General features: G+C 65.1%; 20 protein-coding genes, 2 tRNA genes and 2 pseudogenes. 8 read left to right on the top strand and 16 right to left on the bottom strand.

Annotation, left to right across the window (positions count from 1 at the left end; genetic code table 11):
* Positions 1-14: 14 nt before the first annotated feature.
* A complete protein-coding gene (locus tag ACV7NL_RS02150) occupies positions 15-1,430 on the bottom strand; it encodes an App1 family protein (RefSeq protein ID WP_463354790.1) in 1,416 nt (471 codons plus the stop codon).
* 299 nt (positions 1,431-1,729) lie between these two features.
* Between ACV7NL_RS02150 and gntA the strand changes: the two genes are divergently transcribed.
* The 4 genes from gntA (at position 1,730) to ACV7NL_RS02170 (ending at position 4,576) form a co-directional block, all read left to right on the top strand.
* Positions 1,730-2,470 carry a guanitoxin biosynthesis heme-dependent pre-guanitoxin N-hydroxylase GntA gene (gene gntA / locus ACV7NL_RS02155; RefSeq protein WP_056485985.1) on the top strand — a complete coding sequence of 247 codons (741 nt, stop codon included), beginning with the start codon at positions 1,730-1,732 and terminating at the stop codon, positions 2,468-2,470.
* A complete protein-coding gene (locus tag ACV7NL_RS02160; RefSeq protein WP_247637040.1) occupies positions 2,460-3,068 on the top strand; it encodes a DUF1989 domain-containing protein in 609 nt (202 codons plus the stop codon). The genes gntA and ACV7NL_RS02160 overlap by 11 nt, the downstream gene beginning before the upstream one ends.
* A gap of 105 nt (positions 3,069-3,173) precedes the next feature.
* Positions 3,174-3,926, top strand: coding sequence for a ribonuclease HI (gene rnhA, locus ACV7NL_RS02165; protein ID WP_463354791.1), 753 nt, complete (start codon positions 3,174-3,176; stop codon positions 3,924-3,926).
* Positions 3,923-4,576: a DNA-3-methyladenine glycosylase gene (locus tag ACV7NL_RS02170; RefSeq protein WP_463354792.1), complete on the top strand. Its 654-nt coding sequence runs from the start codon at positions 3,923-3,925 to the stop codon at positions 4,574-4,576. Before rnhA ends, ACV7NL_RS02170 begins: the two co-directional genes overlap by 4 nt.
* Here the strand turns inward: ACV7NL_RS02170 and ACV7NL_RS02175 are convergent.
* The gene (locus ACV7NL_RS02175; RefSeq protein ID WP_463354793.1) at positions 4,542-6,233 is read right to left on the bottom strand and encodes a methyl-accepting chemotaxis protein; all 1,692 of its coding nucleotides are present in this window, start codon (positions 6,231-6,233) and stop codon (positions 4,542-4,544) included. The two genes, ACV7NL_RS02170 and ACV7NL_RS02175, sit on opposite strands and share 35 nt — an antisense overlap.
* 534 nt (positions 6,234-6,767) lie before the next feature.
* On the opposite strand from ACV7NL_RS02175, the gene ACV7NL_RS02180 reads away from it, so the two are divergent.
* Positions 6,768-6,986 carry a hypothetical protein gene (locus ACV7NL_RS02180; protein WP_463354794.1) on the top strand — a complete coding sequence of 73 codons (219 nt, stop codon included), beginning with the start codon at positions 6,768-6,770 and terminating at the stop codon, positions 6,984-6,986.
* A 482-nt stretch (positions 6,987-7,468) separates the two neighbouring features.
* Positions 7,469-9,607 (top strand): carbohydrate porin, encoded by a 2,139-nt coding sequence (locus tag ACV7NL_RS02185; protein WP_463354795.1) that lies wholly within the window; start codon positions 7,469-7,471, stop codon positions 9,605-9,607.
* A gap of 20 nt (positions 9,608-9,627) precedes the next feature.
* On the opposite strand, the gene ACV7NL_RS02190 is transcribed toward ACV7NL_RS02185, so the two are convergent.
* The 3 genes from ACV7NL_RS02190 to ACV7NL_RS02200 form a co-directional block, all read right to left on the bottom strand.
* Entirely contained in the window at positions 9,628-9,903 is a 276-nt protein-coding gene (locus ACV7NL_RS02190; protein ID WP_463354796.1) for a hypothetical protein, read from the bottom strand.
* Positions 9,904-10,011: 108 nt separating this feature from the next.
* Positions 10,012-10,641 carry a recombinase family protein gene (locus ACV7NL_RS02195; RefSeq protein ID WP_056181554.1) on the bottom strand — a complete coding sequence of 210 codons (630 nt, stop codon included), beginning with the start codon at positions 10,639-10,641 and terminating at the stop codon, positions 10,012-10,014.
* A gap of 374 nt (positions 10,642-11,015) precedes the next feature.
* Complete coding sequence (locus ACV7NL_RS02200) at positions 11,016-11,372, bottom strand: hypothetical protein (protein ID WP_463354797.1); 357 nt, start codon at positions 11,370-11,372, stop codon at positions 11,016-11,018.
* 643 nt (positions 11,373-12,015) lie between these two features.
* Here ACV7NL_RS02200 and ACV7NL_RS02205 point away from each other — a divergent pair.
* Positions 12,016-12,396: a hypothetical protein gene (locus ACV7NL_RS02205; protein WP_463354798.1), complete on the top strand. Its 381-nt coding sequence runs from the start codon at positions 12,016-12,018 to the stop codon at positions 12,394-12,396.
* A 58-nt stretch (positions 12,397-12,454) separates the two neighbouring features.
* Here the strand turns inward: ACV7NL_RS02205 and ACV7NL_RS02210 are convergent, their stop codons facing one another.
* The 4 genes from ACV7NL_RS02210 to ACV7NL_RS02225 form a co-directional block, all read right to left on the bottom strand.
* The gene (locus ACV7NL_RS02210) at positions 12,455-13,633 is read right to left on the bottom strand and encodes a hypothetical protein (protein ID WP_463354799.1); all 1,179 of its coding nucleotides are present in this window, start codon (positions 13,631-13,633) and stop codon (positions 12,455-12,457) included.
* Between the two features lie 189 nt (positions 13,634-13,822).
* Positions 13,823-13,898: transfer RNA gene (locus tag ACV7NL_RS02215), tRNA-Phe, on the bottom strand.
* Between the two features lie 107 nt (positions 13,899-14,005).
* Positions 14,006-14,230, bottom strand: a complete 225-nt coding sequence (gene yacG / locus ACV7NL_RS02220) for a DNA gyrase inhibitor YacG (RefSeq protein ID WP_056181567.1) — start codon at positions 14,228-14,230, stop codon at positions 14,006-14,008.
* Positions 14,227-14,877 (bottom strand): Maf-like protein, encoded by a 651-nt coding sequence (locus tag ACV7NL_RS02225; RefSeq protein ID WP_056181570.1) that lies wholly within the window; start codon positions 14,875-14,877, stop codon positions 14,227-14,229. The genes yacG and ACV7NL_RS02225 overlap by 4 nt, the downstream gene beginning before the upstream one ends.
* Before the next feature lie 282 nt (positions 14,878-15,159).
* Between ACV7NL_RS02225 and ACV7NL_RS02230 the strand changes: the two genes are divergently transcribed.
* A tRNA-Gly gene (locus ACV7NL_RS02230) sits at positions 15,160-15,234 on the top strand.
* Between the two features lie 726 nt (positions 15,235-15,960).
* Here the strand turns inward: ACV7NL_RS02230 and ACV7NL_RS02235 are convergent.
* From ACV7NL_RS02235 to ACV7NL_RS02265, 7 genes and pseudogenes are all read right to left on the bottom strand, one after another.
* The gene (locus tag ACV7NL_RS02235) at positions 15,961-17,271 is read right to left on the bottom strand and encodes a lipase family protein (RefSeq protein WP_463354800.1); all 1,311 of its coding nucleotides are present in this window, start codon (positions 17,269-17,271) and stop codon (positions 15,961-15,963) included.
* Positions 17,272-17,491: 220 nt separating this feature from the next.
* Entirely contained in the window at positions 17,492-19,186 is a 1,695-nt protein-coding gene (locus tag ACV7NL_RS02240) for a methyl-accepting chemotaxis protein (protein WP_463354801.1), read from the bottom strand.
* A 332-nt stretch (positions 19,187-19,518) separates the two neighbouring features.
* A pseudogene (locus ACV7NL_RS02245) lies at positions 19,519-19,698 on the bottom strand (IS3 family transposase); the annotation flags it as partial.
* 116 nt (positions 19,699-19,814) lie between these two features.
* The gene (locus ACV7NL_RS02250; protein WP_463354802.1) at positions 19,815-20,558 is read right to left on the bottom strand and encodes a PulJ/GspJ family protein; all 744 of its coding nucleotides are present in this window, start codon (positions 20,556-20,558) and stop codon (positions 19,815-19,817) included.
* A gap of 269 nt (positions 20,559-20,827) precedes the next feature.
* Positions 20,828-20,980, bottom strand: a pseudogene (locus ACV7NL_RS02255) (IS3 family transposase); the annotation flags it as partial.
* A 788-nt stretch (positions 20,981-21,768) separates the two neighbouring features.
* Complete coding sequence (locus ACV7NL_RS02260) at positions 21,769-24,447, bottom strand: Ig-like domain-containing protein (RefSeq protein WP_463354803.1); 2,679 nt, start codon at positions 24,445-24,447, stop codon at positions 21,769-21,771.
* Positions 24,448-24,963: 516 nt separating this feature from the next.
* Positions 24,964-25,863 (bottom strand): LysR family transcriptional regulator, encoded by a 900-nt coding sequence (locus tag ACV7NL_RS02265; protein ID WP_463354804.1) that lies wholly within the window; start codon positions 25,861-25,863, stop codon positions 24,964-24,966.
* Positions 25,864-26,023 lie beyond the last annotated feature (160 nt).

Below are 26,023 nucleotides of genomic sequence, written 5' to 3' on the forward strand. Positions count from 1 at the left end.
AGAACGCCCCGCTCTCAGGCCGGCGGATCGGACCGGCCGGGCTCGACGACGAGGTTCGGGGGCGTCGCTCCGGCCCCGCCGAGAATCTTTCGGAGAGCGCGAGCGCGCAGGCGGCCGGCATGGCGGCGCGTCTGTGGGACCGTCCCGTCGGCGCTCCATTCGCGCAGGACTTCATCGACGGCGTCTCGGCCGATCAGCCCGCGCTCGGCGGCGTGCTCGGCCATTGCGAGGCTGTCAGCGGCCAGCACAAGGCTGCTGCCGGCCGCCTCGACCACCTCGGCCAGCCGGGCGATTTCGTCGAGGCGCTCGGCATCCCGCGAGACGTTGCGGATATAGACCGCCGCCACCCGGCCGGGATGAGCCGCCACGATCTGGGCGTAGACCTCGGGATCGTGCTGGCCGCTATCGCCGATCAGCACGAAGGGCAGGTCGTGGTAGAGCGCCAGCATACGCTCGATCAGATCGCGCTTGTGGTCCTCCGCCCGGCGCGGCAGCGGGCTCGTCCAGGACAGCCCCCATTCGCGCAGGAACAGCACTGGCCCGACGGGAATCCGGTGCATGGCGAAGAACTCGCTGAGCATGTCGTAGATGCCCCAGGGCGCCCTCGAGACGTACAGCATCGGATTGCCCTCGGCGCCCGACGGTCCTGTATACAGCGCGCGATAGAGGGCGGCGGCGCCCGGGAAAGCGACCCGGTTCTCGGCATCCTCGACGAACAGGCGCCACAGCATCTTGGCCTTGTTGGCGACGCCGGTTCGCATGATCGTGTCGTCGATATCGCTGATCACCACCCGCCGGCACTCGGCGGACGGGATGAAGATCTGGCCTTTCGCGCGCACCGGGACCGGGCCGGCAAGATCGAGGTCCATCGGGTGCCAGGACGCCTCTGGCGGAGCCGGCAGGCGCGGATGCAGATGGATGCGGAAATAGCCGTCGCGATCGGTAACCACCTGCTCCTCGCAGCCGAAGAACCGTGCCGTCAGGACCGCGCCGGCGACCTTCCGGCGTGTGATCCGGCGCCGAATGTCACGCAGTTCGGCGGTCCAGCCCGCATTCGGGGCGTTGCCGGCGCGCTGCGACTGGCGAAACACACGGCCGATCAGGAAGACCTGTTCGCGTGAGCCGTAGCCCCGATAGGTCTCGATCACAGTCCCGGCCTTGCCCTGGGACCGGCGAACGGGTTTGGCCAGCAGGCGCAGCGCCCGCAGGGTGCCTTTCGCCAGCCGACCTTTCGCCGAAGGCCTTTTTTCGGGGAGACCTTGTTCGGAAGGATCCTGTTCCGAAGGATCTGGGGCGCTGGTTCCGGACGGGGTGTTCATCGGTACGATATCACTGGGTTCAGGGCCCGCCTCGCAGCATCGCGGGTTCAATGCCTGATGCCGGAGAAGGTTCGTTTGCCCGCACGCCTCTCGACCCCCGGTCTTCGGCATCGTCCGTGGTGTCTTGTCTCAAGGGCGGTTTGTTGCCTCAGCGGTGGGCTGATGCCGCGACACCGAACTCTGTGGACACCGCGTGCCATCCGGTCGCGTTCGCGGAACTCCCCTCCCCGCCTCCGGTTCACGCCAGCACCCCCCACAGGGCTCGACCCGGATTTTTCGATCCGGGATCGGCCGTTGTGGGGGGATTGCCCGCGTTTCTCCAGCGTCGAGTTCTTATGCATCTGCCCCCGATGGACCACGCCTTCGCCGATCCTCTTCCCTTCGGTCAGCTGCCGGCCATTCGCCTGCCCCTGGAGCTTCCCTCCGACGACAATGACCATCCCCTGGCCGTTGCGTTCCAGGACTTCATCCGAAGCCAGCCGTTCCCCTGTGTCGGTGCCAAGTCCGCCCTGTCGAAGGGCCAGATGAAGATCGTGGTGGCCCGCAACATCACTTCGGGCTGGGACGATCCGCGTCTCTATCCGGCGCTGCTTGCCTTCATCTGCCGCTATCGCGACAAGCCGGACCTGTTCCAGAGCTTCGCCGTGGTGTTCGAGGGACCGAACGCGATCGACGAGGAAGCGTTCGAGCGGCATCTCTGGGACAGGGTCCAGTCGCTCTCGGACAAGGACGCCTTCCTGGGACAGCGCTACGACAGCCGCGTGGAGGCCGACCCGGACGATCCGCACTTCTCGCTCTCGTTCGGGGGCGAAGCCTTCTTCGTGGTCGGCATGCATCCGGGCGCGAGCCGGCCGGCCCGGCGCTTCACGCACCCGGTGCTCGTGTTCAACCTGCGGGCTCAATTCGAGCAGTTGCGGGCCGAAGGCCGTTACGAGAAACTGCGGGCTGCCATCCTGTCCCGCGACGAGGCACTCGCCGGATCGATCAACCCGATGCTGGCGCGCCACGGCGACGCCTCGGAAGCGCGCCAGTACAGCGGCCGGGTCGTCGGAGCCGACTGGGTCTGCCCCTTTCAGGGTCGCAAGACATCGGGCGCGGCTCCGGACGGAACGAAGCAGGACGGCCCCCGGGAGAGCCGCGATGCCGCCTGAGGCGCAGACCCACGAGATCGCACCGCGCTCCGGCGTAGCCTTCACCCTCGACAAGGGCGAGCGTCTGACGGTGATCGACCCGCAGGGCGAACAGGTGGCCGACCTTCTGGCCTTCGTACGCGGCGATCTCGACGAGGTCATCTCGTCTGGCCGGACGCTCGACTATGCCAGCCGGATCTATCTGACCTCCGGCGATCCGATCTATTCGAACCGTTCGAACGTGCTCCTGCGCATCGTCGAGGATACGGTGGGGCGGCACGATTTCCTGCTCACGCCGTGCTCGGCCGACACCTTCCGGATCATCTATGGCGATGCCCACCCGCATCGCGGCTGCTTCGGCAACCTCGCGGCGGCGCTCGCTCCCTACGGCATCGTGCCGGACCGGATTCCGGTCGCCTTCAACGTGTTCATGAACGTCACCGTCGACGGTGGCACCGGCGAACTGAAGGTCGAGCCTCCCTTGAGCCGGGCCGGTGATCACGTCACCTTCGAAGCGGAATGCGACCTCGTCATCGGTCTCACCGCCTGCTCGGCCCTGCAATCCAACAACAACAGCTTCAAGCCGATCCGCTACCGCATCGACCCCGCCCGCACCTGAAACGGCTGCCGTCGGGGCACGTCCCCGTGTTATGGGCGGCGCCCGGAAGCTCCGGTGCCGCTCGATCCGAGGGCGGCCCCATCGTGAACAGGTCGAAGCGAACCCATGCGAACCATCGCCTATGCGGACGGCGGATGCGATCCCAATCCCGGCCCCGGCGGCTGGGGCGTGGTGATCGAGGCTGAGACCGGACGGGTCGAACTCTGCGGCGGCGACCGCGCCACCACCAACAACCGCATGGAGCTGACGGCGGCGATCAACGCCCTGCGCTACTTTCCCGAGGGCGCGCAGATCGAGATGCGGTGCGACAGCCAGTACGTCATCAAGTCGGTGACCGAGTGGATGCGGGGCTGGAAGGCCAAGGGCTGGCGCACGGCGACGGGGCCGGTGAAGAACGTCGAGCTGATGCAGGAACTCGATGCCCTCGCGGCGCGGCGCGACGTCCGCTGGACCTGGGTGCGGGGCCATACCGGCGAGGTCGGCAACGAGCGCGCCGACCGGCTGGCGGCGCAGGGCCGGCGCGAGGCGCTCGGCCTGCCGTCGGCGCGTTCGGAAAGCCCGGCGGCGCCGCTCCTCACCGGCACCGCCGCCCTGCGGGCTGCCGCTTCCCCGGCCGCCCTGGCAAAGGCGCCTATGTCTCCCGTCGCTGCGTCCGAGCCGCCCCCGTCGCGAACCAGCGCGATTCCCCTCGATCTCGGCCTCGGCCTGGAAGTCTCCCGCGCGGCGAAGGCCTCCGGACTGACGCCGCAGGCCTATGTGGAGCGGGCGGTGCGCCTGGCCATCGACCTTGGACCTGAGGGACTGGAGCGGACTCGCGCGAGCCTGGGTCCGGCCAAGGGTGCCGGACCCGGCGCGTGACGCTGGCGGATGACACCCTGGGACGGCCCCTCCCGGCCGCCTTCTTCGCGCGACCGGCGCCGCAGGTGGCCGCCGCCCTGATCGGCTGCGACCTGCAGGTGGACGGCATCGGCGGAACGATTGTCGAGACCGAGGCCTATGATTCCAGCGACCCGGCCTCGCACAGCGTCAACGGCCCGACCCGGCGCAACGCGAGCATGTTCGGGCCGGCGGGGCACGCCTACGTCTACCGTTCCTACGGCATGCACTGGTGCCTCAACCTGGTCTGCGAACCGGGCAGTGCCGTGTTGATCCGCGCACTGGAGCCGCGCCATGGGCTCGCCGCCATGGCCGAACGGCGCGGACTCACCCCGCCGCGCCTGCTCTGTGCCGGGCCGGGGCGCCTGTGTCAGGCGCTCGGCGTCACCGCCGCGCTCGACGGCCTGTCCCTCGAAGAGCCGCCCTTTCGGCTCTCCGCCGCACGCGGGGCACCGGACTGGATCGCCGATCGCCGGATCGGAATCTCCCGCGCGGTGGAAACGCCGTGGCGCTTCCTGCTCGCCGGCGCCCGTTTCGTCAGCCGTCCGCCCTCGCGCTTCGCGAAACCCGGGGCGCCCGTCGAATCCAGCGGCGACCTCACGCCGCCCGGACCGTCTCCAGGAAACGACTGACCTGCCGGGAGAGATGCTCCGACTGGACGGTCAAGTCGGAGGCCGAATGCAGAACGCGCCGCGCCGCGACCCCGGTCTGATCGGCCGCGTGAGCGACCCCCGCGATGTTCTCGGTGACCTCGCCGGTGCCGGCGGCCGCCTGAGCGACGTTGCGGACGATCTCCTGTGTCGCCGAGCCCTGCTCCTCCACTGCCGCCGCGATCGTCGTCGTCATGTGGCTGATCTCTCCGATCCGCCCAGAAATGGTGCGAATCGCCCCGACCGCGTGCTCCGTCGAGGACTGGATGCGGCCGATCTGCTCCTCGATCTCGTGGGTGGCGCGGGTGGTCTGGTTGGCCAACTCCTTGACCTCTGCGGCGACCACGGCGAAGCCGCGCCCGGCCTCCCCGGCACGGGCCGCCTCGATGGTGGCGTTGAGCGCCAGCAGATTGGTCTGGCCCGCGATGCTGGTGATAAGGGCCACCACGTCACCGATCCGGGCGGCGGCGGTACTGAGGTCCTGGACCAGACCGGCGGTCTGCGCCGCCTCCTCGACGGCCCGCAGCGCCAGGTTTGCGGAGCCGTCGACCTGACGGCCGATCTCCTGAACGGAGGAGCCGAGTTCCTCGGCCGCCGCCGCCACCGTACCGACGTTCGAGGCCGCTTCCTCGGCCGCGGCCGCCACGGCCACGGACTGGTCCGTCGTACGGGCCGCGTTCGCGCTCATCGTCTCGGCGGTCTCCTGCAGGGCGCCGGCCGAGGCCGAGACCGTCCCGATGATCGAGCCCACGGCCGCCTCGAAGCCATCGGCCAATTCGTGCATGGTGCGCTGGCGCTCGGCGGCCGCCGCCGCATCGGCAACCTGCTGGCGCTCCGTCTCCTCGGCGGCCTTTCGGGCGACGAGGGCGCGGATGTCTTCGACCGCGCGGCCCACGGCGCCGACCTCGTCACGCCGATCGCGACCAAGGATGACGGCCTCGCTGTCGCCGGCCGCCATCCGCCGCAACGCCTCGACCAGCCGGCGGATCGGCCGGGTGATGCCGAACACGGCGACGAAACCGGCTGCCAGCACGCCGGCGAGAAGCCCGAATCCGCCGAGCAACAGGGTGTTCGTCCGCGTCTGCTCCGTCATCGCCGTGAGATCACGCGCACCGGCATCGACGAAGGTCCGCATGTCCCGCCCGAGGGTCGCCCCCTCCGCCACCATGGCGTCGAAGGTCGGGTCGACGGCTTGGTGCAGCAGGGCGACGGCCTCGGTCTTCAGGCCGCTGCTCGCCAGGGTCCTGGCCTCGGAGCTGTCGGCGACGAAGCGGTTAATCTTCTGTTTGAGGGTATCGATTCGCGGTGCGAAGCTCGGTGCCTCGTCGCGCAATTCGACCAGCACCCGGTTCAGGCGCTCGGTCGCCTCGTCGAATCCCTTATCCGTCCGGAGCATTTCCTCGGGGCTCACCTCCGCGATGTTGCGGAAATTGAAGTAGCTCAAGGTGAAGATCAGTCGGTTTACAGTCCTCAGATCGGCGATGGCCTTCGTATCCTGGGCGACGAAGCGGGTGTAGGCACTGTCGATGACCGACATCTGAGTGGTCGCGTACCAGAGGCAACCGCTGACAATGAGCCCGATCAGCCCCACCACGGCGATCAGTTTGGTGATGATGCTGAATCGCGCGAGCAATGCCACGGGAGATCTCCGAACTCTGACCGGCACGACGGTAGCTAGACGGAACTTAAGGGGCTGTTAATAGCCTACCTTTGCCTAGAATTTCCACCGTAACCCCAATAAGATGCACTATATTTGCTTTAGATCGCACAATGCTTCTCCTTATGCGACTGTTTGACGAAGACATAATTTCTATCAAATGATAGTGATTCTCCCCTCGGAAGCGGTTCCAGCTACGGCAATGCGAGGCGGGGTCATTCGTAAAGTGGTTGGTCAGGCCTCGTGGATCCGAAAAAAAACCCGCCTCGGCGTGAGCCGGGCGGGGAAAGGGTCTTCGAGCTTGGGTCGTCGAACAAACAGTCAGAAGGCTTTATGGTTCCGGTGCCGGCGGATGCTTTGCCCAATGTCGTCACACCACGGGCCACGATGGAGGCTGCCCGGCGCATGAACCGGAGAGTCAGGTCTGGCGTTTCAGGTGCCAGGCCCGCCCGCGATCGGGCCAGGCGATCGAGGCGGCGCCTCTTCTCGTGAAAGCCTGCCACCGGAGGGATGATCATGCCTGCCATGGATGACCGGAAGACGCAGTATCTGGCCGAGCGCGAACGCCTGATCGCAGAACTTGAGGCGATGGGTCAGGAGGCACACACGGAGAAGCGCCAGTTCGTCGACGGCTACGCCTTGCGCGACACCGACGAGAGCACGCGGGAGGGATTGCGCCTGCGCATCGGCGAATTGACCGCCCTCATCGCACAGATCGACGGCGGCGACGCCTGAGATCGGTTGTCGGCAACGGGCGGGAGACTCGGCGGCCGAACCCGCCGGAGACCGGGAAAAGGACCCGCAGGGGCAAACCCCTGCGGGTCGAGACGGTCCTGAGCCTTGGAGATGTCCAGGCTAGAGGCGTTTCCGGTCGCCGGCATCCCCCAAATGGGGGGCGGCGCTCGACAGGACCGAAACCCGAGGGGGCGTCGGTTCGGGATAATGCCCGTACGCCACGTCACACAGGGGGCGTGTCCGGCAGTCGGACACGGGCGGACGACGCGGGCGTGGCGTCATCCAGGCTTCGCACGCGGCGCTTAGAGCTTCGGTTCCGATTGTCTTTCTAGGGATCGAAACGGGCGAACGGAGGGTGACACGACCCGTTCTGCGGCGTTTCGGCAACAGCGCGGTCGATCCTGCAGCGTGCCCGTTAAACATCATTGTCACAGTTATAGCATCGCCTATACCCGTCGCGGACCTGAACGCTGGGGGGCGATATGCTGAGATGGGATCGCTTCGGCAGCGCAGGCCCGAACCAGCGAGCGCCCGTGGGCTTGGCGCTGCTCACGCTGGCAGTCGCATCCGGCGCCCGGGCGGCCGATCTCGGCGCGCCACGCCCCGCGCCGGCCATTCCGGCCTTCGTCGACTGGTCGGGTTCCTATCTCGGGGTCGAGGGCAGCGCCGGCAATTCCTACGGCGCCACCAATTTTCGCGGCACGACCATCGGTGGGCGGCCGGTTCCGGCCTTCAAGACGGGCGACAGCACCGGACGGTCCGACCTCGGCCGGAACGCCACCACGGTGGTCGGCGGCGTGTTCGCGGGCTACAATTGGCAGACCGGTCCCTGGGTCTACGGCGTCGAGGCCGACATTGCGGGCGCCAACCTGAAACGCTCCGTCCTGCTGCCGGCCCTCGGCGTCACGGCGGACGGCGACCCCGCCGCCGGCCTGATCCGGGCCAAGACCGATCTCTACGGCACCGTACGGGGCCGCCTCGGCTACGCCTTCGAGCGCGCTCTGGTCTATGCGAGCTTCGGCCTTGCCGGCGCGAGCACCCGCGTCCTGGCGAGCTATCCCGGTCCCGACGGCGGCCTCGCGTCGATGGCGCGGGCAGACCGCTCCGGCCTCGGCTTCACCCTGGGGGCCGGGGTGCAGTTCGCCGTGACCGACCACCTCGCCCTCGGCATCGACTACCGCTATCTCGACCTCGGCAGCAGCGGCCGCTTCGATCTCGGCGTCGCTCCGGGCCTCGCCGGCGGCCCGGTCTCCACCGTGGCGGCGAACACCGCGCACCAGATGATGGCGCGCCTGTCCTGGCATCCGGGCGGCTTCGTGCTGCCGCCGGAGGTCGATGAGGTCGCCCCGCACGATCCCGGCGACGGCTCCGGCGACCGCTTCTCGCTTCACGGCCAGACGACGCTGGTCGCGCAGGGCGTACCCGGCTTCCGGGCGCCCTATACGGGTCCGGCGAGCCTGATCGGGAATCAGGTCCAGGCGACCACCACCGCCACCGCCTTTGTGGGCCTCAAGCTCCTGGAGGGCACGGAACTCTACTACAACCCGGAATTCTCGCAGGGCTTCGGCCTGAGCCGGACCCTCGGGGTGGCGGGCTTCGTCAACGGCGAGGCGCAGAAGGCCGGCGCACCGTTCCCGAAGCTGCGCTCCAACCGCTACTTCGTGCGTCAGACTTTCGGCCTCGGCGGCGAGACCGAGGACGTGCCGGACGGTCCGAATCAGGTGGCGACCCGGCGCGACATCGAGCGGATCACCGTGGTGGCGGGCAAGTTCGCCCTGGGGGATTACTTCGACGGCAACGTTTACGCCCACGATCCACGGGTGGACTTCATGAACTGGGGCATCTGGGCCTCGGGCGCCTACGACTTTCCCGCCAACCTGCCGGGTTTCACGCAGGGTGTGATGGTCGAGTACAACCGCGCCGCATTCGCGATCCGCGCAGCCTACACGCAAGTGCCGAAGGAACCGTCGAGCGACGTCCTCGACCCGCGTGTCTTCCGGCGCTCCGGGACCACCATCGAGTTCGAGGAACGCCACGTGCTGCCGGGGCTCGACCAGCCCGGCAAATTGCGGATCGGGTTCTTCACCAACGTGGGTAACACCGCCGACTTTCGCGATGTGGTGGCGCTGACCAAGGCGGGCGTGTTCGGCGACATCAACGACGCAGCGGCCGCCACCCGCGCCGCCCGGCGCAAGACCGGCTTCTACCTCAACCTGGAGCAGGCGGTGACACCCGACCTCGGGGTGTTCGCCCGGTTCAGCGCCAATGACGGCCGCACCGAGAGCCTGTCCTTCACCGATATCGACCGGTCGGTGTCGGGCGGCGTCTCGCTGAAGGGCACCGCCTGGGGCCGCCCCGCCGACACCGTGGGCCTCGGCACTTCGATGAACGGGATCTCGCCGAGCCATCGCGCCTTCTTCGCCAATGGCGGCCTTGGCCTGCTGATCGGCGACGGACGCCTCAACTACGCCCCCGAGCGCGCCGTGGAGGTCTATTACGCTTTCAGCCTCAACAGGACCCTGACCCTGTCGCTAAATTACCAGCATGTTCAGAACCCGGCCTACAACCGGGATCGCGGCCCGGCGAATTTCTTCGGGACGCGCATCCACGCGGATTTCTGAAGCGGGCGCCTGCGCGCTTCCTACGATCGCGGACGCTCGCAACGGTAGTGTCGGCCGCCAGCCGAGACGATCGGAACGAAGCGCCCGCCCTCGGCGCGACAAGCCTCAGCGTCGGCGTCCATAGCCCATTTGTCGGCCAAGGCGAGGCTGAGCGGCACCACCGTGACCACCAGGAGAAGGGCTGCCACAGCGCAGATCGTCAAGCCGACCCCGCGCGGCGGCGGAACCGGCGGCTCGAACCGTTGCGGCGGAAGCGGCGCGAGAAACGCCAATGTGGTGAGGCCGAGAAAGGACATCGCGCCCATAGTCACCCTGCTGCGTCAGGGTGCCAGGGTAGCGCACGCGCTCGGCCGCGCGAGGCGACGATACGAAGCAGCGGCCCGAGGGAGCCTGGGCTGCGGCGCTTACGCCCAGCGCGCGAGGGCGGCTTCAGCATCCCCGGCCTTGTCCCGGATGCGATAGACCGTCTGCCGACTCAGGCCGGTGGCGGCGGCGATGACCGAGATCCCGGTCCCCTGGCTCAACGCATTGCGAACCGCCTCGAACTGCGCCCGGCTGAAGCTGGGCTTGCGCCCGCGATAGGCATCGCAGCGCGCGCGGGCCTGGGCGATGCCGGCCTTCTGCGCCTCGCGGGTGACCTCGGCCTGTGCCTGCGCGGTCGCCGCCATGAATCCGATCAGGGCATCGCGCACGGCCTGCTGCATCGGGTCCTGCGTGGCCCCGTCGAAGGTCAGCCGGTGGATGACCGTGCGGACGACGACGCCGCGCCGCATCATCTCGCGCAAGGTGTCGCAGACGTCGACGTAGTTGCGCCCCAGGCGATCGACCCAGCGCACCACGAGGGTGTCGTCCCGGCGCAGGAGATCGAACAGGCGGCGCCCTTGCGGCCGGTCGCGGAGACACGTCGTGAGGCCGGACACCGCATCGTCCGCCACCACCGTGTCGATTGTGAAGCCGGCCGCCACCGCCTGCGCGTACTGATGGTCGCTCGACTGGTCGCTGGTCGAGACCCGGGCGTACAGAATGGTCGTCATCGGTCCCGATGGTTCTCAGAAGATTCCGGCCGCCGCAGGACCGCGGCTCCGCCAGCGATTGTGGGTCCTGAAGACGACCCTGCGGGACGCGGCAGTTGTGGCCATCGGCCGGTACGGCTTCAGCCGCCCCGCCTCGCCTTGGCCCAAGAGGCGAACAGGTAGCCCGCCGCGCTCAGCAGCAGCGCCCCCCCGATGATGCTCAACCAGATGAGCCCGCCATCCATCTTGCTCTCCCTCGTCCATCACGCGGTCAACGCGAACACGGCGCATCCCGTTCGACCGGAATGCGTCGCAGGACAGCCAAGATCGGATGCGGGGAGATGGCGAGCGGATCGGCCGCCCGGACCTTTCACGGGGAAGCGGGCGTCGTCGTGTCAGAGTTTACGGTGTTGGCCCACTTGAGCGGCACGGAACCACAGCACGGACGCGGCGACATAGGCCGATTCGACCACGAACAGCATCAGGACGGCGTCGACCAGAACAGTCGCCGCGGTACGATGACTCATCGCGCCCTCGAGACCGATAGCGATCGCGAGCAGCGACACGATAAGGAGCAACCCCGGCAATTTGACAGCGCGGCTGGCTGCGGCGCCGAGAGACATAAAACACATCAAAAGCATGGTGACACCGTCGTGATCACCCCGGAGACTACCTAAGTTGTCGTGGTTTACAAGTTTAAATACAAGGCAAAATTGTGCTACGCGGCAGACATGCTGCAGTGCAGCGGTCATCCCAGCAAGAGGCTCACGAAAGTATAGGCAATCCAGCACAAGAGGACAGTCCAGGCCAGGGTTGCTCCCAGACCGAGGCCGATCAGGAGCGAGCCGGGCATCCGGCGGAGCACAGGCCACGATGTCAGGAGCTTGAGACACCGCCTGATAGCACCCACGCGACGCTCCGAATGACTAGCTTTCGTACTACGAATGTCGATCGTCACGGGAAGCCCCTCGATGGACGATGATGCACGTAACCGTCAGGACCAGCCTCATCAACGCCGCAGGGAACGGAACCGTTGCCGAGGCTTTGCGCCACCTCAATCAAGATTTTCATGATCGAAACCATCGATTCCGGTCCGGTTCAGAAGACAACGTTGACATGACCCCAACCGCATGCCTTCGAAAACCTGCGGAATACGCTAATTTTTTCCGAGAAATTTACGCATTTTCTTCAACGGACATCGCTGGCGATGGACAAGATCGGTGGTGTCATTTCACCGACCCGACTTTTCGGCCGATGCCGTCCGCCGACCGGCAGGTGCGACACGACCGCCTGCGGTCTGTGCGGCAGTGCCTCACTGCAACACGGATGGGACGTCTCACGGCGGAGCGCGTTTTCAAATGGGTCATCCGGAGATCAGGGTCATGAGACGTTCCCATGCGTGACACGCCGTTCGCGGAACGCCGCCGGCCGGAAGGATGGCGCGACGGCCGCCTGCGCCTCCTCCTCGGCACGTGGCTGATCCTGATCGGACCGGATACGGCGGCTTTCGCCGAGACAAGGTCCGCAGACGATCGCAGGATCGTCGATGCGGGGAAGGAGGCCCGGGCCCTTCTGCGCGAGGTTCAAGGGGCACAACGCCGCCGCCGCGATCCCGAACCCAAGCCGTCTCTCAAGGGTACGGAGCCGCCTGAACGGGAAGCGGTCCGGATGCGCAGGGCCATGGCGCGGACGCAGAAGGCGCGCAGCCGTCTGAGGCTGGGCAGGGATGGCGGCGTACCCCTTACCGGGGGTATCTGCACCGGATGCCTCCCCTGACGGCAGACCTTCCCTGACAGCGGACTTTCCCTGACAGCGAGTCTCCCGGCCGAAGCGCCTAAGGCTGGGCGACGTCCCCTGATGCCGACGAGGCTGTTCTCGGCGTCTGCTCACGATCGAACCAGCGCGTGATCCAACGGGCCGGCGCAGGCTGTGGACGAATCCGCGGTGGCTCGACGGGGCGCGGCAGGGCGCCTTCGTGACAGACAGACCGGCAGGACCAGAATCCCCCTTGCCGGCCTCCGATCATGCCGAGGCCGACCGGGGCGCCGGGTGCCTCCCCGGGCTCGAAGCGGCCCGCCGCCCAAACTCTCTGCCAACGCTCGCGGACGGTGAGATCCGCGTCGCGCCAGGCCAGCCTGCGAAGCCCACAGGCGGCAAAAATCCGGGTGGCCGTGCAATCGACCGGAATCCAGACCCAGGCGCTGAAGACATAGACCCGCGCCGGCTCGAACGCTGCCGGATCGACAGCCTTCATGAAGGACGTATGACTGTCCTGCGTCGGCGGCCCGGGGGTGGAACCCCCGGCGCTAGACTTCCCGACATGGTACCGGAGCCGAGTCCGGAACGTGATGGGGCTGGGAACCGGCGCCGCCGCCAACGCCGAAGCGGGCAAATCGTGCCGCGCGGCATAGGCTGCATCGCAGAGGTGAACCCAGGGCTCGAAATCGACAGCCCAAGCCTCCTCGATGGCGAAGCGTCGGACGGAGCCCTCGAAGCGATGGGGCCCCACCTGGCGGACGGGCTCCGGCTTCCACGCCGCGCCGACGGCCTTCACCCGCAGCAGCGGGGCAGCCCCGTGAGCCTGCAGGGCCGCAGACAGCCGCGCGAAATCCGCATCCGTTTCGCCCTGGCTTTCCGTCCGAACCAGGATGTGGGACCCAGCCGCCAACTCGGCCAGGAAGCTGGCCCGGAGATGGGCGGCCCGGCCATATTCCCGCTCCAGCAGCACCTCCGGTGCGACGGAGCCGACGAGCTGCATGGTGTTCCACCAGATGTTGTAGCGCTCGCTGCGGCAATAGAAGGCGCCTGTATCGGTTTCTTCAATGCACAGATCGCCGGGGACACCGAACCCCTCGAACGCGCATCCGAGGCCGCGCACCAGAGCGTCGATCGGCGTGTAGGCAAAGCGCAGCAGGCCCGATGGCTCGACGCCGCAATAGCGCTGGACGAAGCCGAACTCGCAATTGCCGCCGAGGCTGCGGAAGGTTCGCATGCGCGCGGCAAGGTCGGCCACCGCAGCGCTCGGCATGAGGGAGCGTGAAGGCGCCATGGCTCCGATGTACCCGAAGGCGTTTCAGGATGTACAGGGCAGGAGGCGGATCGTCAGAGTGGCGAAACACCGGGCGCCGGCCCGCCGTCTTCCGCCCTCTCGCAGAAGCGTCGAGGGACGGCGTCAGATCACGATCATCGATCGGAAAACAGATGGTGCCCAGGGACGGAATCGAACCGCCGACACTGCGATTTTCAGTCGCATGCTCTACCAACTGAGCTACCTGGGCCTCTGCCGGTTCGCGTGAGCGGCACCGGCTGGAGCGGGGGTATAGGGGGTCGATTGCGGACTGTCCAGCCTCGTTCGAAAGAGAAAATCACGGCGCGCCCGGTGGCCTCAATCCCGAGGCCGCGAGACGCCGCCGGTGCCCTCCGCATCTTCGTCCTCGTCGTCCGCAGTGGGGATGGCGTAGCGGTCCGTCAGCCAGCGCCCCAGGTCGACATCGGCGCAGCGGGCCGAGCAGAACGGCACGAAGGCGGGCTCGGACGGCTTGCGGCAGATGGGGCAGGGATCGGGTTGAGCCGGCTTTGCGCGCGCCCGGCCGGACGATGGATCGTTCATGCAAGCCCTCCCCAGGTGCTGCGAACCGGAAATCCCTCGCCGTCGAGTAAGCTGAGGGTTTCATAGAGGGGTAACCCGACCACCGCGCTGTGCGATCCCACCAGCTTGACCACGAAAGCGCCGGCCAGCCCCTGAATGGCGTAGCCACCGGCCTTTCCGCGCCATTCGCCGGACGCCAGGTAGGCCTCGATCTCCCGCGACGACAGGCGCTTGAAGCGGACCCGGGTCTCGACCACCCGCTCCCGGCGCACATCCCGTGGCGAAAGGAGGCACACGGCCGTGTAAACCCGATGCTGCCGACCGGACAGGAGCCGCAGGCAATCGGCCGCCTCGTCGGGCAACTCGGCCTTGGGCAGGACGCGCCGCCCGACCGCCACCACGGTGTCGGCGGCGATCACGTAAGCCTCCCGCATGTCATCGCGCCGGCGTGCGGCCGCGCCGGCCACGGCGAGCTTCTCTCGCGCCAGGCGCCGGGCCAACTCACGCGGCGTCTCCGACTTGCGAGGCGTCTCGTCGATATCTGCCGGCAGCAGCGCGTCCGGCTCGATGCCCACCTGCTGCAGGAGGGCGAGACGCCGGGGCGAGGCCGAGGCCAGGATGAGGCGGGCGCTCCGGCCTGCGGCGGGGATGTCGTCAGGGGTCGTCACGTACGAGCCGTCATGCGCGGGGTGGCATCCTTCAGGGGGCAAAACCGATCCGGCGGACGCCCCGTCGCGCACGCCGGATCGCACGGGGCGTCAACGGCATTCGCGCGAGGCGGCCTGCGCCGGACGGACGGCCGGGACCCTAATCGAAAGCCCCGGGCTTGGGAACGCGCATGGTCCTTCGCGCGAACCGACAGCGCGGAGCCCGTGGACATCGACGGCGCGTCTGATAAGGTTCCGCTCGTGGCCGCACAGACCACCGCCGCCGCCCTCGGGCGTCGTCGCGCGGGCGTAGTTCAGTGGTAGAACGTCAGCTTCCCAAGCTGAATGTCGTCGGTTCGATCCCGATCGCCCGCTCCAACCAACTCGTAATCGCTGATTTCGCTTTACCCAGTGCATGTTTGCGGTGGAGCGCCCGCCAAGGCGAGACGGAGTGGAACAGCGCCGCCGCTCCGCACCACGATTTCGATCGGGTCTCTTCAGGCGCCTACGACGTCGTCCTGGTCTGCACGGAGGTGGGTCTCAGCCCGCGGGCCGTGCCCGTTCTCGCCGCTGGCGAGCGTCACCGTGTCACGAAGCTGCTTGGAGACCTGAGCCGTTTCCCGTCCCAGAACGCGGCTTTCGTCAATAATCCGGTCAATACGCTCCAGACGAAGACCAGCGAGGACACGGTTCACGTGACGGCCCGAGTCCAGCGGGATTTCTAAAGCGGCATCCGATCAGGTCGGATCGAAGGAATCTGACCGAGCGACAGCGAAGCAACGTCGGAACTCGACTGACGTGAAGCGCCAGAACGGGACCCCGATCGCATTCCGGAGATCGGGGACTGTTCGGCCAGAACACGCTCTCGGAAAGTCGAAGACCCAGAGAAAAGCTTCCGGTCCTGCGCGGTGAAGGAACCGGTCTTTGTTCGCAGCTCGTGCGTGATAGAACTCGGCGCGAGGTCGGACGGGATGAATCCGCCCTCGTAGGGTCGGCCATCTTCCTGTGTGTAGACGAGGGAGATGCGGATGAGGGCCTGAAAGCCCAAAGCAGGCTTTCAGGCCCCACAAATTGGCTCATGTGTGCCGTGAAAACACGCGTCCCTCAAGCGTTCAATAGGCCATCGGTCGATACGTGGACCGTGAAAGCCTTGCCCTCATCAACCCAGCCGGCCCCCTGTTGGCCCATGTTGATGCTGGCCGCTTCCTCGGCATTCGCGGCGAAGTGGTGTTGGCCCGTCTGCGTATTGAAGAAGCGCTCGAGCGTAATATGCCCCACGCCCGCTGCCTCGTTGTACGCCTCGAAGGCAACGCCTTCGAACTTGTAGTTGGCGAGGTTCGCGATGATGCCGTCGCGCTCATTGACGCTGTCGGTATAAAAGTGCGTGCCCGTCTTCGTATCGAAGAATCGGAAGACATCATGGGTGTTGACGCTCTCGTCCGGTGTCGACCAGGGCGAGCCTTCATAGGTAAAATTCGGTATCGTTGATTGAATTTGCGCCTTTTCCCCTGCACTCGTCGTATAAAAGTGATCGCCGGTCTTGGTGTCGAAGAAGCGAAACACTGGATCCGGCTGGTCCACACCGGAACTCCGGATCACAGGATCCGCAACCGTCGAACTACTTCCGCGAGCCGCATAGACGGACACGTCGTGCTCAGCACCGTACCGCACGAAGGTGTCGACAAACCTTCCGGCATCGAGGAATTGGGACGGTGTCAGGGTGGTTTCTGTCCCGTCAAGGCCGGGCAGATAGTCGATCGCGCCACGGTTGACGTAGTCGGCCGTCAGGCTCGGGATGGAGGCTGCCACATCCTGAGCCGTGACACCGTCTCCGATGGCGGTGGAGAGCCCCACAGACACCGTGGCGGCGTAGATCGGATCGGAACTGGCGGCCTGGCCGATCTGCGCCCTGTACATCCCCAGATAGGGCACCGGGTCGTCGGCGATTTCGTAGTTGATGATGCGATTATCGACAGACGAAGAGATCAGCGCACCCGGCGACCCGAACGTGGCCGCCTGATAGAGGACGTCGCCGGTGTCCGGGTGGTTGGCCATGAAGACCTGAGTGAGGGCGCCGCCGAGGCTGTGGCCCGTAACGATCACCGTTGCATCGTTCTGCGCGGCGTAACTGTCGACGGCCGAAACGAGCGGCGTGAGCTTGTCATAATCGGCGTTGATGTTGCGCAGATTGTTGAGCCAATCTTGGCGGTCGTCACTGCCGCGGAAGCTCAGGACGACGACGGACTGATTGCCGAAGGTCCCCGTCACGGCTGCGCCGTAGGCGTTCTGATTGGCGTAGGTGCCGTTCGTGAGCCCGGCGCCAGAGAGAGGCACGAAGCCTGCGGGAAGTCCGGCGAGGGTATCGGAATAGGTTGATGCAGCGATCGTCGCCAGCGTTCCCGCTATCGTTCCCATGAACAGTTCTCTCTTCCCAGGTTCCGGCCCCCGCACCCTTTGGGAGGTGCAGCTTGCCTTTCTCGACCGACGGTAACGCAAGCTCGACCGAAAGCGATCCGGCCGCCTGGTCTCAGAACAGCCGATCGGGCCTGCACCGGCGGCGAATGCCTCAGAGCCTTCTCTGAGTGGATGGAGCGAGCAACTGGCTGGCGCCGTTTACGACGCTGGCGCCCCTCATTCAGGCGGCCCGGACGGTTGCTAGGAACCGCTGCATCTCGCTGCCGAGGCGCTCGGCTTGGACCGAGAGGTCAGAGGATGAGGCCAGGACCTGGTTGGCGGCGGCCCCGGTCTCATCCGATGCCTGCGCCACGCCCGCGATGTTGGAGGTGACCTCGCCGGTGCCGACGGCGGCCTGCGCAACGTTCCGTACGATTTCCCGGGTCGCAGCACCCTGCTTCTCCACGGCGGTAGCGATGGAGGTGCAGACGGAATCCAGTTCACCGATGCGTCCGGCGATATCCCCGATCGCATCCACGGCTTGCGTCGTCGCAGCCTGGATCTGGCCGATCTGCAGCCCGATCTCGCTCGTTGCCTTCGCCGTCTGGCCCGCCAGGGTCTTGACCTCGGCGGCTACAACCTCAAAGCCCTTTCCGGCTTCCCCGGCGCGCGCGGCTTCGATGGTGGCGTTAAGGGCAAGAAGGTTGGTCTGGGAAGCGATGCCGGCTATGACTTGCACCATGTCGCCGATGCGGCCAGCCGCCTCGTTGAGCGCCCGCACGTGTCCCCCCGTCGCGTCCGCCTCGCCGACTGCGGCATGGGCTAGGCCGGCGGCACCCAAGACCTGCCGGCCGATCTCCTCCACGGAGGTCCCGAGCTCCTCGGCCGCCGCAGCGACGATGGCGACGTTGACGGCCGCCTGCTCGGCTGCTGCGGCAACGTTGGTCGCCTGGGTCGCTGTCTCCGTCGCGGTCCCGGCCATGCCGTGTGACGTCACCTGAAGCTGGGTCGCGGCTACGGTGACGCCAGCCATGACTCCGCCGACCGCGCTCTCGAAGTCCCGCGCCATCGCCTGGAGGGCGGCCCGACGCTGGACCTCGCCGTCGGTTCGAACCTGGGCGGTCTCGGCTTCCAACGCCCGGGTGCGGGCGAGACCGACGCGGAACACGTCGACGGCACGGGCCATGGCGCCGACCTCGTCGCGGCGCTCCATCCCGGGCACCGCAGCCGCCGTGTCGCCCTCGGCCATCCGGCGCATCGTGGTCTCCAGGCCGCGCAGGGGCGCCGTGGCGCGCCGGAGGGCGAACCACAGGACGCCGCTGCCGATCAGGCAGAGCAGGCCGCCGACACCCGCCGCGCGCAGGGCGGTCTCGTCGAGACTTGCGAGGTAATCGGCCTTGCGCACGCCGACGAAGAGGATGCCGAGCGGTTCGCCCTTGGCGTCGAGGATGGGTTCGTAGGCCGTCAAATAGGCGGTCCCGAGGATGTCGGCCTCGCCACGATAGGTCTCGCGCCGGACCAGCACGGTATCGCGGACCGGTCCTGCGGCGAGCTTGGTGCCGACGGCGCGCTGCCCCTGGGCATTGATCACGTTGGTGGCCACGCGCGTATCGCCAAGGAAGACGGTGGCGGTGCCGCCCAGGATGTCCTTGACGCGGTCGACGGCTGGCTCGGCCTCGTCGATGACGTGGGTTCCAACAGTCAAGCGTCCGTCCTTGAGATTGAATGTGGAGTGGCCGCCCTCGTCGGCGAGCGTGGTGCGCAGGAGCTTGAGGTTGCGGTCGAGAGCAGTCCCGGCGCGGCTCAGCATGTCCGAGCGCAAGTCGAGCACCGTCAGCCCGAGGGCGCTGGCGCAGGCTAGCACGATCAAGACCGTGCCGATCAGGCTGGCGCGCGCCCCAAGGGACAAGGAGGGGTGGCGAAGGCGGTCGAGCATCGTGTCTCCCAAGGGTGTTCACCCGGGCAGCCTTGAAATGGCGCCGAACATTGGACCTGAGCGATAGTCTTGACCGATTCAGTTAAAATGCTACTACATCGCAGCCATAATGGGATATTCTAAACTAAAACTTCTGAAATTGAAATTGTATATTGCCTGTACGTACTATTAGTATATTTGTATGATGCAATATTAGGCGATGCCCAGCCCAGCAACAGGATTTTATCATCATATTTCGAATAGAAAGTATCATTTATCAAGGAAATGTTATTGATTTAACTACATAAAATCTAAATGCCCTCATTATTTTATTAAATTTCTCATATCACTTACTGGACTTTAGTACCTGGCTCGGCGAGCCAATTGCGGAGCGGCTTTGAGATCATCTCCAGCTTGTTGTCGCAGCGGATGTGCTCAAGGATGCCGTAGAGGCACATCGCGTCAGCCAGAGCCTCGATCACGCCCAGGCTGTTGATGCGCCAAGCGACCTTTAACGTGAGACAAGACCGGCTGATCCCCCCGGCCAAAACCTGTGATCGTGCTGGCCCTCAGCGAGCTACACCGCGCCAAGGCACACGACCCCACGGAAGCGTTCGCCGGCACCGTCCAAAACGGCCGCAAGTTCCCGTCAAAGATGCCGGCGCTGCGGCGGATTGAAGAAGATCAAGCTGAGGGGCGCCGGGATCGGATCGCGACCATCGAGCGAGCGGATGGACAGCTCCACGCGCGCCGGAAGCTCCGCCGCCTCTGTCCAGATGTCGGTTCGGGTTCCGTCGCGCGAAACATAGTTGAAGTGCATCCGGTAGCCGCCGGAGATGACGGCGACGGCTGCTTCCAGGGCACGCGGATCGCGACCGAATCGGTCAGGGTCAAAGAGCGCGGACCTCCGGATCAAGGCGGCCCCCTTCGCGCTCTCGTCGAGGCTCAAGGTGATGCTCTGCAGGACGACGCCGAACCCCTCCGGAACCGCGCGCACGAACCAGCAGGATTGCGAATTCCCGCCAAACGCCAGAGATGCCTGCTGCGCTCCGCGCGACGCCACGTCAAGGGAGGCGGCCGCGGAGAAATCGGCTTGCAACCGGATCGCGGCCCGCAACACCTGATCGCTGCGTTCGCTCCACTCCACGCCGGCCGTCCAACGGGTCAATGTCTGGGCGACGAAGGGCAGGAACAGGCCCACCAACAGACCGGTGATCACCAGCGCCGCCAGGACTTCGATCAGGGATGTTCCTGCTTCACCGCTCCGGTGCCGCCGGTACGGCGCTTTGGGCGATGAGGCCTTCCAGGCGATCGCGCCGCCCTGAGGGCGTGACCACCTCCACCATGACATGCAGGAGGTCCAGGACCGGGGAGCGGTGAGGTTGGGTTGCACATCGGTTCGTCCTGCGGTGGCTGTCGTCTCTCCACCGCTCCGGGGTGGGTCCTCTGCTGGCGTCGTGGCGGAGAGAGGTGCGGCCGGAGCGGTCGCCCGAGGGGGATTGCGGGCACTGGAGGCCCGGGGTGGGGAGGCACGGCCCAAGTTTCGATGCGCCAACGATACCCCTCGGTGATGCCGTCGCGGGTTACTGTCCGTCGTCAGATGATTTGGGACTGTCTGCTAAGTTCAGGAGCGGAGGCTCTGATCCATCTGGGGTTGAGGAGTTAGGCAACCAGCGCGTGGTGACGCAAGCGGCAGCCCATGAGGGTCTGACGCTTGATGCGTTCCCGCTCGGCTAGGATCACTTCGCCGCGTCCGAAGTAGACGTCAGGAGGCGTGAGGTTGCCGAGACTCTCGTGCGCCCGGCAGTCTTTGTGAGGCGCGAAGATGGCCGACCCGGATCGGATGCAAGGAGCCCCCTTGATTCCAAGGCCACCTCCTCTGCAGCCGCGAAGCTTCCATTTCCCCTGGCTGATTGGAAAAGTTAGAAATTTTTTGACGACGTAGGAAATTCCCTCAACCGCAGGCTTTCCCCACAGGCGCACGCCTTTAATATTGCTACCTGCTTAATGAAGATAACCGAACATGAATTTACCCAAGCAAGATCCGGTTTTCGAACCCAAATCGCTACATTGGGCGAGGCGAACGAATTCCACAGCAGGACGGCTGAATGCTGTTGACAGGCTGACCTTACAAGCCTGCGTATTCGAGAGGTCTCGTCACGCCCGGAACGAAGCGTGAGTTCGCCCCGCCCAACCTGCGCGCTGGCGACACGGGAGCCCGCGCAACCATTCGGGTGGATGTTGACTATGCTCTCGACAGTTTGAGGTTCTGACGATGCGACCCTCGCCTTGAACACATCTTTTCTGACGCTTCCGACGACACACAGCGTCGAGTATGCCCCGCATGGCCAAAGCGAGTCCGCCTTGCTGCAGGGCTACGCAGTCGATCTGGCTCGCAAAAAGTTCGGAATCCAGCGCGATGATATCCCTAACCCAGTGCATAGCGTAAGCGGGATTGGTACTCTGATGTGAAAACCGATCACGACCGATCGGTCGGAACTCAAGAGCGGTGATCTGAACGCACCATGACTCTGGTGATGCAGAGCCGTTCTTGGCTGGATTTTATGGGACCGATCCAAGAGCGTCTCGGCCGGGCACCGGCATCAAAGATGAAAATCGATTTCCGTCAGCAGCATCGCCTTCGAGATCTGGATCTGGAACTCAGCGCCGTCGGCTCCCGAGACGTTGCCTTCGATGATGGTTGTATTGCCCGATACGACGTACCGGATTTGCCCTGCAGCGGTGAAAGCTGCGGTCCCGATGAGGCTGAATGCATCGTCGCTCCCACCCGCCACCGCATCGATGGCTGAAAGATCGATCCGATCACTCTGAGTGCTGAGAAAATCCGTAATCACATCCCGCCCGGTGGTCGTATTCGTGCCGTTCCCCGCTTCCTCGACGCTCCTGAACACGAACGTGTCGCCGCCGGTCCCACCGGTCAGGGTATCCTTACCACTGCCTCCGACGATCCGGTCGTCGCCCGCAGCGCCGTTCAGGGTGTCGTTGCCTGACGCGCCGATCAGGGTGTCGTTGCCGTCCTGCCCGTTGACCAGCTGTGGCCGCGTCCCGCGGGACGATAGGTCCAGGAGATCGTCACCGGCCGTCCCGGCGGTGTACTGAGCCGTCTGAGGCGGGGTGGGCGGCGCGGCGCCCTCGAAGAAGACGTCGTCCGAAAGGAGCGCGGGGCCGGAGTGTACCACGGTGATGCGGCCGACCGCCGTTCCGCCTTCCCTGACCTCGTAGCTGTGAAGCGTGTTGCTGGCACTGATGTGGATGAGGGCGGCGCCAGGATCGAAGCCCTGGAAGACGAGAACATCGCCGCCGGGCATACCGGCGCCGCCAAAATCGTCCACACGGTCGAGCACGGCGGTCGCGACAGTGGTGCCGGCCAGATCTCCCTTGGTGAATACGAAGCGATCGTCGCCCGCGCCACCCGTCAGGCGGTCGGCACCGAGCCCGCCGGTGAGGACATCATTGCCCTCGCCACCGTTGATCGTATCGTTACCGCCCCCCCCAGTGACGATATCGTTGCCGCCCTTGGCGGCGATCAGCTGAGGTGCCGATCGGGCTGAGAGGTTGATGACGTTCGCGCCGTCGTCGCCCGTCGTATACTGCGCCGTGGTTTGGGTCGGCTGAGGCGGCGGGGGTGGCGGAGGGGCGGGCGCGACGTTGACGGTCACGTTGCCGATCGCGCTGTGCTGGGCTCCATCGGAAAGGGTGTAGCTGAAGGTAGCCACGCCAGAGAAGCCCGCCGTCGGGATGAAGGTGACGTGATCGCCGCTGAGCAGGACCGTGCCGTTCAGACCGGCGGTGACACCGGTCAGGCTCAGGGTATCACCGTTCACATCGGTGTCGTTGGCCAGCAGCGCAGATGCCGAGAGCATCAGGGGCGTACCTGCCTGCATGAACAGGATGTCGGCCATCGCGGAAGGCGGGTGATTGCCTCCGGGATAGGCGCCCTCGTAGTTGAGGTCCGAAGACAGATCGTGGATGTTGTCCGACGTCATGAAGTGCATCATGGCACTCTGACCAGCTGCTTTCACATTGGGATGAGCAGCATAATAGTTGTCCGGATCGAACAATTCACTGGTTGGCTTGCGGCCCTCCGCTTCGCCAACCTCAAGGTAGTGCTGAAGCGGGTTGATATTAAGAGCCGCCACATCAAGGTTGGTGCTGAGATAGTAGGCGGTGTTGAACACCGCATTGGGATCGAGCAAAGTCTTCCAGCCGATCGTATTGTAGTGCTGATCCGCTGTCATGCCCGTTTGGGCGAGCCGATCGCCGTACGCGGCCTGGTAGAAATCTGCATCAACGCCACTGGCACTGATGTGCGAGCCCGTATCCGTCCTCACATCGATGATCGTCTTGGCAATCGCTTTGCCAACCCACAGATTGTCATCGATCTCCCAGGTGTGATTTCCGAGGTAGTGGAGCGCGGCGAAATTGTGGTCGCTGAGATCCAGTCGGGTGCTGACTACATCGACAACACGCCCATTCTCAAGACCTGCTTCGGCGAAGATCACATTGTCGAACTTCTGCGTTTGGGTCTGCGTCTCGAACTGATTACCCCGCGGAACCTGCGTCTGAATGACCAGCTCGAGGTCACTGGGACGGCCCTGCTCGGGCATCTCGCTGCGGTAGGTCGCGTGCAGCGGCTCGCCCTGCAGACCGACCTCCCAGAGAACACCACCCTCGACGCCGAACGTGGCACGTGTGGTCACCCATACGTTGTTGAGCGTGGCCATGCCGATATCAGCGTTACTTGTGAATAAGGCATCGTTATAAGGATTCGGACCAAGCATGTCCCAGTGCGTTCCGACCGCCAAACGGTTATTGGAAGCCTCGCTCAGCTGAATCTCTTCATGCCAATCTGCGCGGTTCTTGCCGAACAGCGCTCCACCATACCAACCCGTGCGCCCGAGTTCATTGGGGATAGCAAAGCTGTCCATCTGCACATAGCCAAAGGACATGCCCTTGCTCGGATCGAGGGCGCCAGGATCAATGGTGACGATACCTCCGATGGTCGTGAACCCATCGCGCTCCCCCGTCGCATTCGGCACCGGCCGAGTTGTGACGACGAGGTTGCCATCCGCAATGCTCACCGGATCAAACTGACGGTTCAGCCAATGACCCGACGTCATGTCACCGTTGGCGAAAGCCGTTCCAGAGTTGTTGGGATGGAACCAGATCATGTCGCCCTGGTCCACCGTTCCATAGGCGGCACCTTTGGTGAGAACCGAGGATGACGAGAACGTTTCGTTGAGTATCACGACGTAGGACATGTTTTCCTCGGCGCAACGAGATTGGCGAGACCTCGCTACTTTTCTAAATCCTCAGCGGATAAACTGTATTTTTATCAAACTATGAAGTTAACAATATCGCGCAAATCAGACCGAGTCAATCATTTCGATTCATTAACATGCGTCAATTAAGCAACCCGCCATACGATCAAACCCTCTTATGGTCAAGCTTCCATTTTTGTAATTTGACAGATCATGAACTGTTGAGCATTAATCGCAAATAATTACGTAATATTTTTCGACTATACATAGGGTGACGCAGCTAAGCAGCAGATTCTACTTCGGAGTGCAGGCGAGATGATTGTGCTGACGGGCCGTGTCGCCATCGACCCATCACCGCCCATCGAGAACTCGCGAGGCGTCGAAATGCGTCTCGTCTTGAAACCTTGCCGCAAGCGGTCGAATGCGGTCCCGATCGCACACCATTTCACGTCGCCTGCGGCGCGAACGCCAACACCATCCACAATGCGAACTCAGAGGCAGGCCTTCAGCAGGCTTTCAGACGTCATTTCCGCTGTTCGCGATCGTTGTTGATCGAACAACATCCAGAAAGTTTCTGATCGATGGTCCCGATTTTTCTCTTGACCATAGGGCGTAGACGTCGGCGCGGATCGGTTGTCCACTGACAGGCGTGTATACGACGTCCGCGTGCGCCAGTCGGGCGACGAACTCTGGGATGATGGCGATGCCGAGCCCAGCCGCAACGAGGCTCGTCAACGACGCAGCTTCGACGACTTGGTGCGTGATGTTCGGGACGAACCCGGCGTTGACGCAGCATTGCCGGAGGTGCTTGGCGAACAGCGAGTCCGAGAGCCGCAAGAACACGAACGGCTCCCGATCCAGGTCGGCAAGGTCGATGGCCCCTCTCCGCGCCAGGCGGTGGCCTCTCGGCAGGACAAGGGTAACGGTCTCACACCAGGCTCGTTCGCTGACGAGGTCGACGTCTGGGGGTGGACTGCGCAGGAAACTGACGTCGGTCTGCCCGGCCTTCAGCATCGAGATCTGTCGGTCCGGCGACATCTCGTGAATACGCAAATCCACGTCGGGATAGATCATCGCGAAGTCGCGGATGGCGCGTCCGAGCGGGCCGGCCAGCATCGATCCCGTCAGACCGACATTGACGATGCCGGCGATACCGGTACCGATGGCCCGCGCTCGCTCCACGGCCTCACCGGACCTTTCGAGAATGTCGAGCGCCTGTGCGTGGAAATCGACGCCCGCCCTCGTCAACGACACCCGCCGCGTCGTCCGTTCGAACAACGCGGTGCCAACCTCGGCCTCGAGATCCCGGATCTGCTGGCTTAACGGCGGTTGGGCGACGCCGAGGCTCTCGGCGGCAGCGGTGAAGCTCAAGTGCCGAGCAACGGCGACGAAATAGCGGAGGTGGCGAAGTTCCATCGTCCCATTGATATCTCATAAATCTTAATCGAGACATACGGAATATTTGACGTCTAGATGTGCTGGCAACATGGTGCCACCGTGCAAGACGAGCGTTCGAAGCTCTGCAGGCTCAGGTCGACCGACCAAAGCGCCTGCGGCGTGGATCGTGCTTGAACAA

The organism is Methylobacterium sp. Ger2507 (genome assembly GCF_055231875.1).

Excerpts from the sequence above, each read along its gene's own strand:
- ACV7NL_RS02180 (WP_463354794.1), top strand. The coding sequence starts at position 6,768 with ATGCCTGCCATGGATGACCGGAAGACGCAGTATCTGGCCGAGCGCGAA.
- yacG (WP_056181567.1), bottom strand. The coding sequence starts at position 14,230 with ATGAACGATCCATCGTCCGGCCGGGCGCGCGCAAAGCCGGCTCAACCC.
- ACV7NL_RS02240 (WP_463354801.1), bottom strand. The coding sequence starts at position 19,186 with ATGCTCGACCGCCTTCGCCACCCCTCCTTGTCCCTTGGGGCGCGCGCC.
- ACV7NL_RS02185 (WP_463354795.1), top strand. The coding sequence starts at position 7,469 with ATGCTGAGATGGGATCGCTTCGGCAGCGCAGGCCCGAACCAGCGAGCG.
- ACV7NL_RS02200 (WP_463354797.1), bottom strand. The coding sequence starts at position 11,372 with ATGACCGCTGCACTGCAGCATGTCTGCCGCGTAGCACAATTTTGCCTT.
- ACV7NL_RS02265 (WP_463354804.1), bottom strand. The coding sequence starts at position 25,863 with ATGGAACTTCGCCACCTCCGCTATTTCGTCGCCGTTGCTCGGCACTTG.
- ACV7NL_RS02160 (WP_247637040.1), top strand. The coding sequence starts at position 2,460 with ATGCCGCCTGAGGCGCAGACCCACGAGATCGCACCGCGCTCCGGCGTA.
- ACV7NL_RS02150 (WP_463354790.1), bottom strand. The coding sequence starts at position 1,430 with ATGCCGAAGACCGGGGGTCGAGAGGCGTGCGGGCAAACGAACCTTCTC.
- ACV7NL_RS02190 (WP_463354796.1), bottom strand. The coding sequence starts at position 9,903 with ATGTCCTTTCTCGGCCTCACCACATTGGCGTTTCTCGCGCCGCTTCCG.
- rnhA (WP_463354791.1), top strand. The coding sequence starts at position 3,174 with ATGCGAACCATCGCCTATGCGGACGGCGGATGCGATCCCAATCCCGGC.
- ACV7NL_RS02235 (WP_463354800.1), bottom strand. The coding sequence starts at position 17,271 with ATGGGAACGATAGCGGGAACGCTGGCGACGATCGCTGCATCAACCTAT.
- ACV7NL_RS02260 (WP_463354803.1), bottom strand. The coding sequence starts at position 24,447 with ATGTCCTACGTCGTGATACTCAACGAAACGTTCTCGTCATCCTCGGTT.
- ACV7NL_RS02195 (WP_056181554.1), bottom strand. The coding sequence starts at position 10,641 with ATGACGACCATTCTGTACGCCCGGGTCTCGACCAGCGACCAGTCGAGC.
- ACV7NL_RS02205 (WP_463354798.1), top strand. The coding sequence starts at position 12,016 with ATGCGTGACACGCCGTTCGCGGAACGCCGCCGGCCGGAAGGATGGCGC.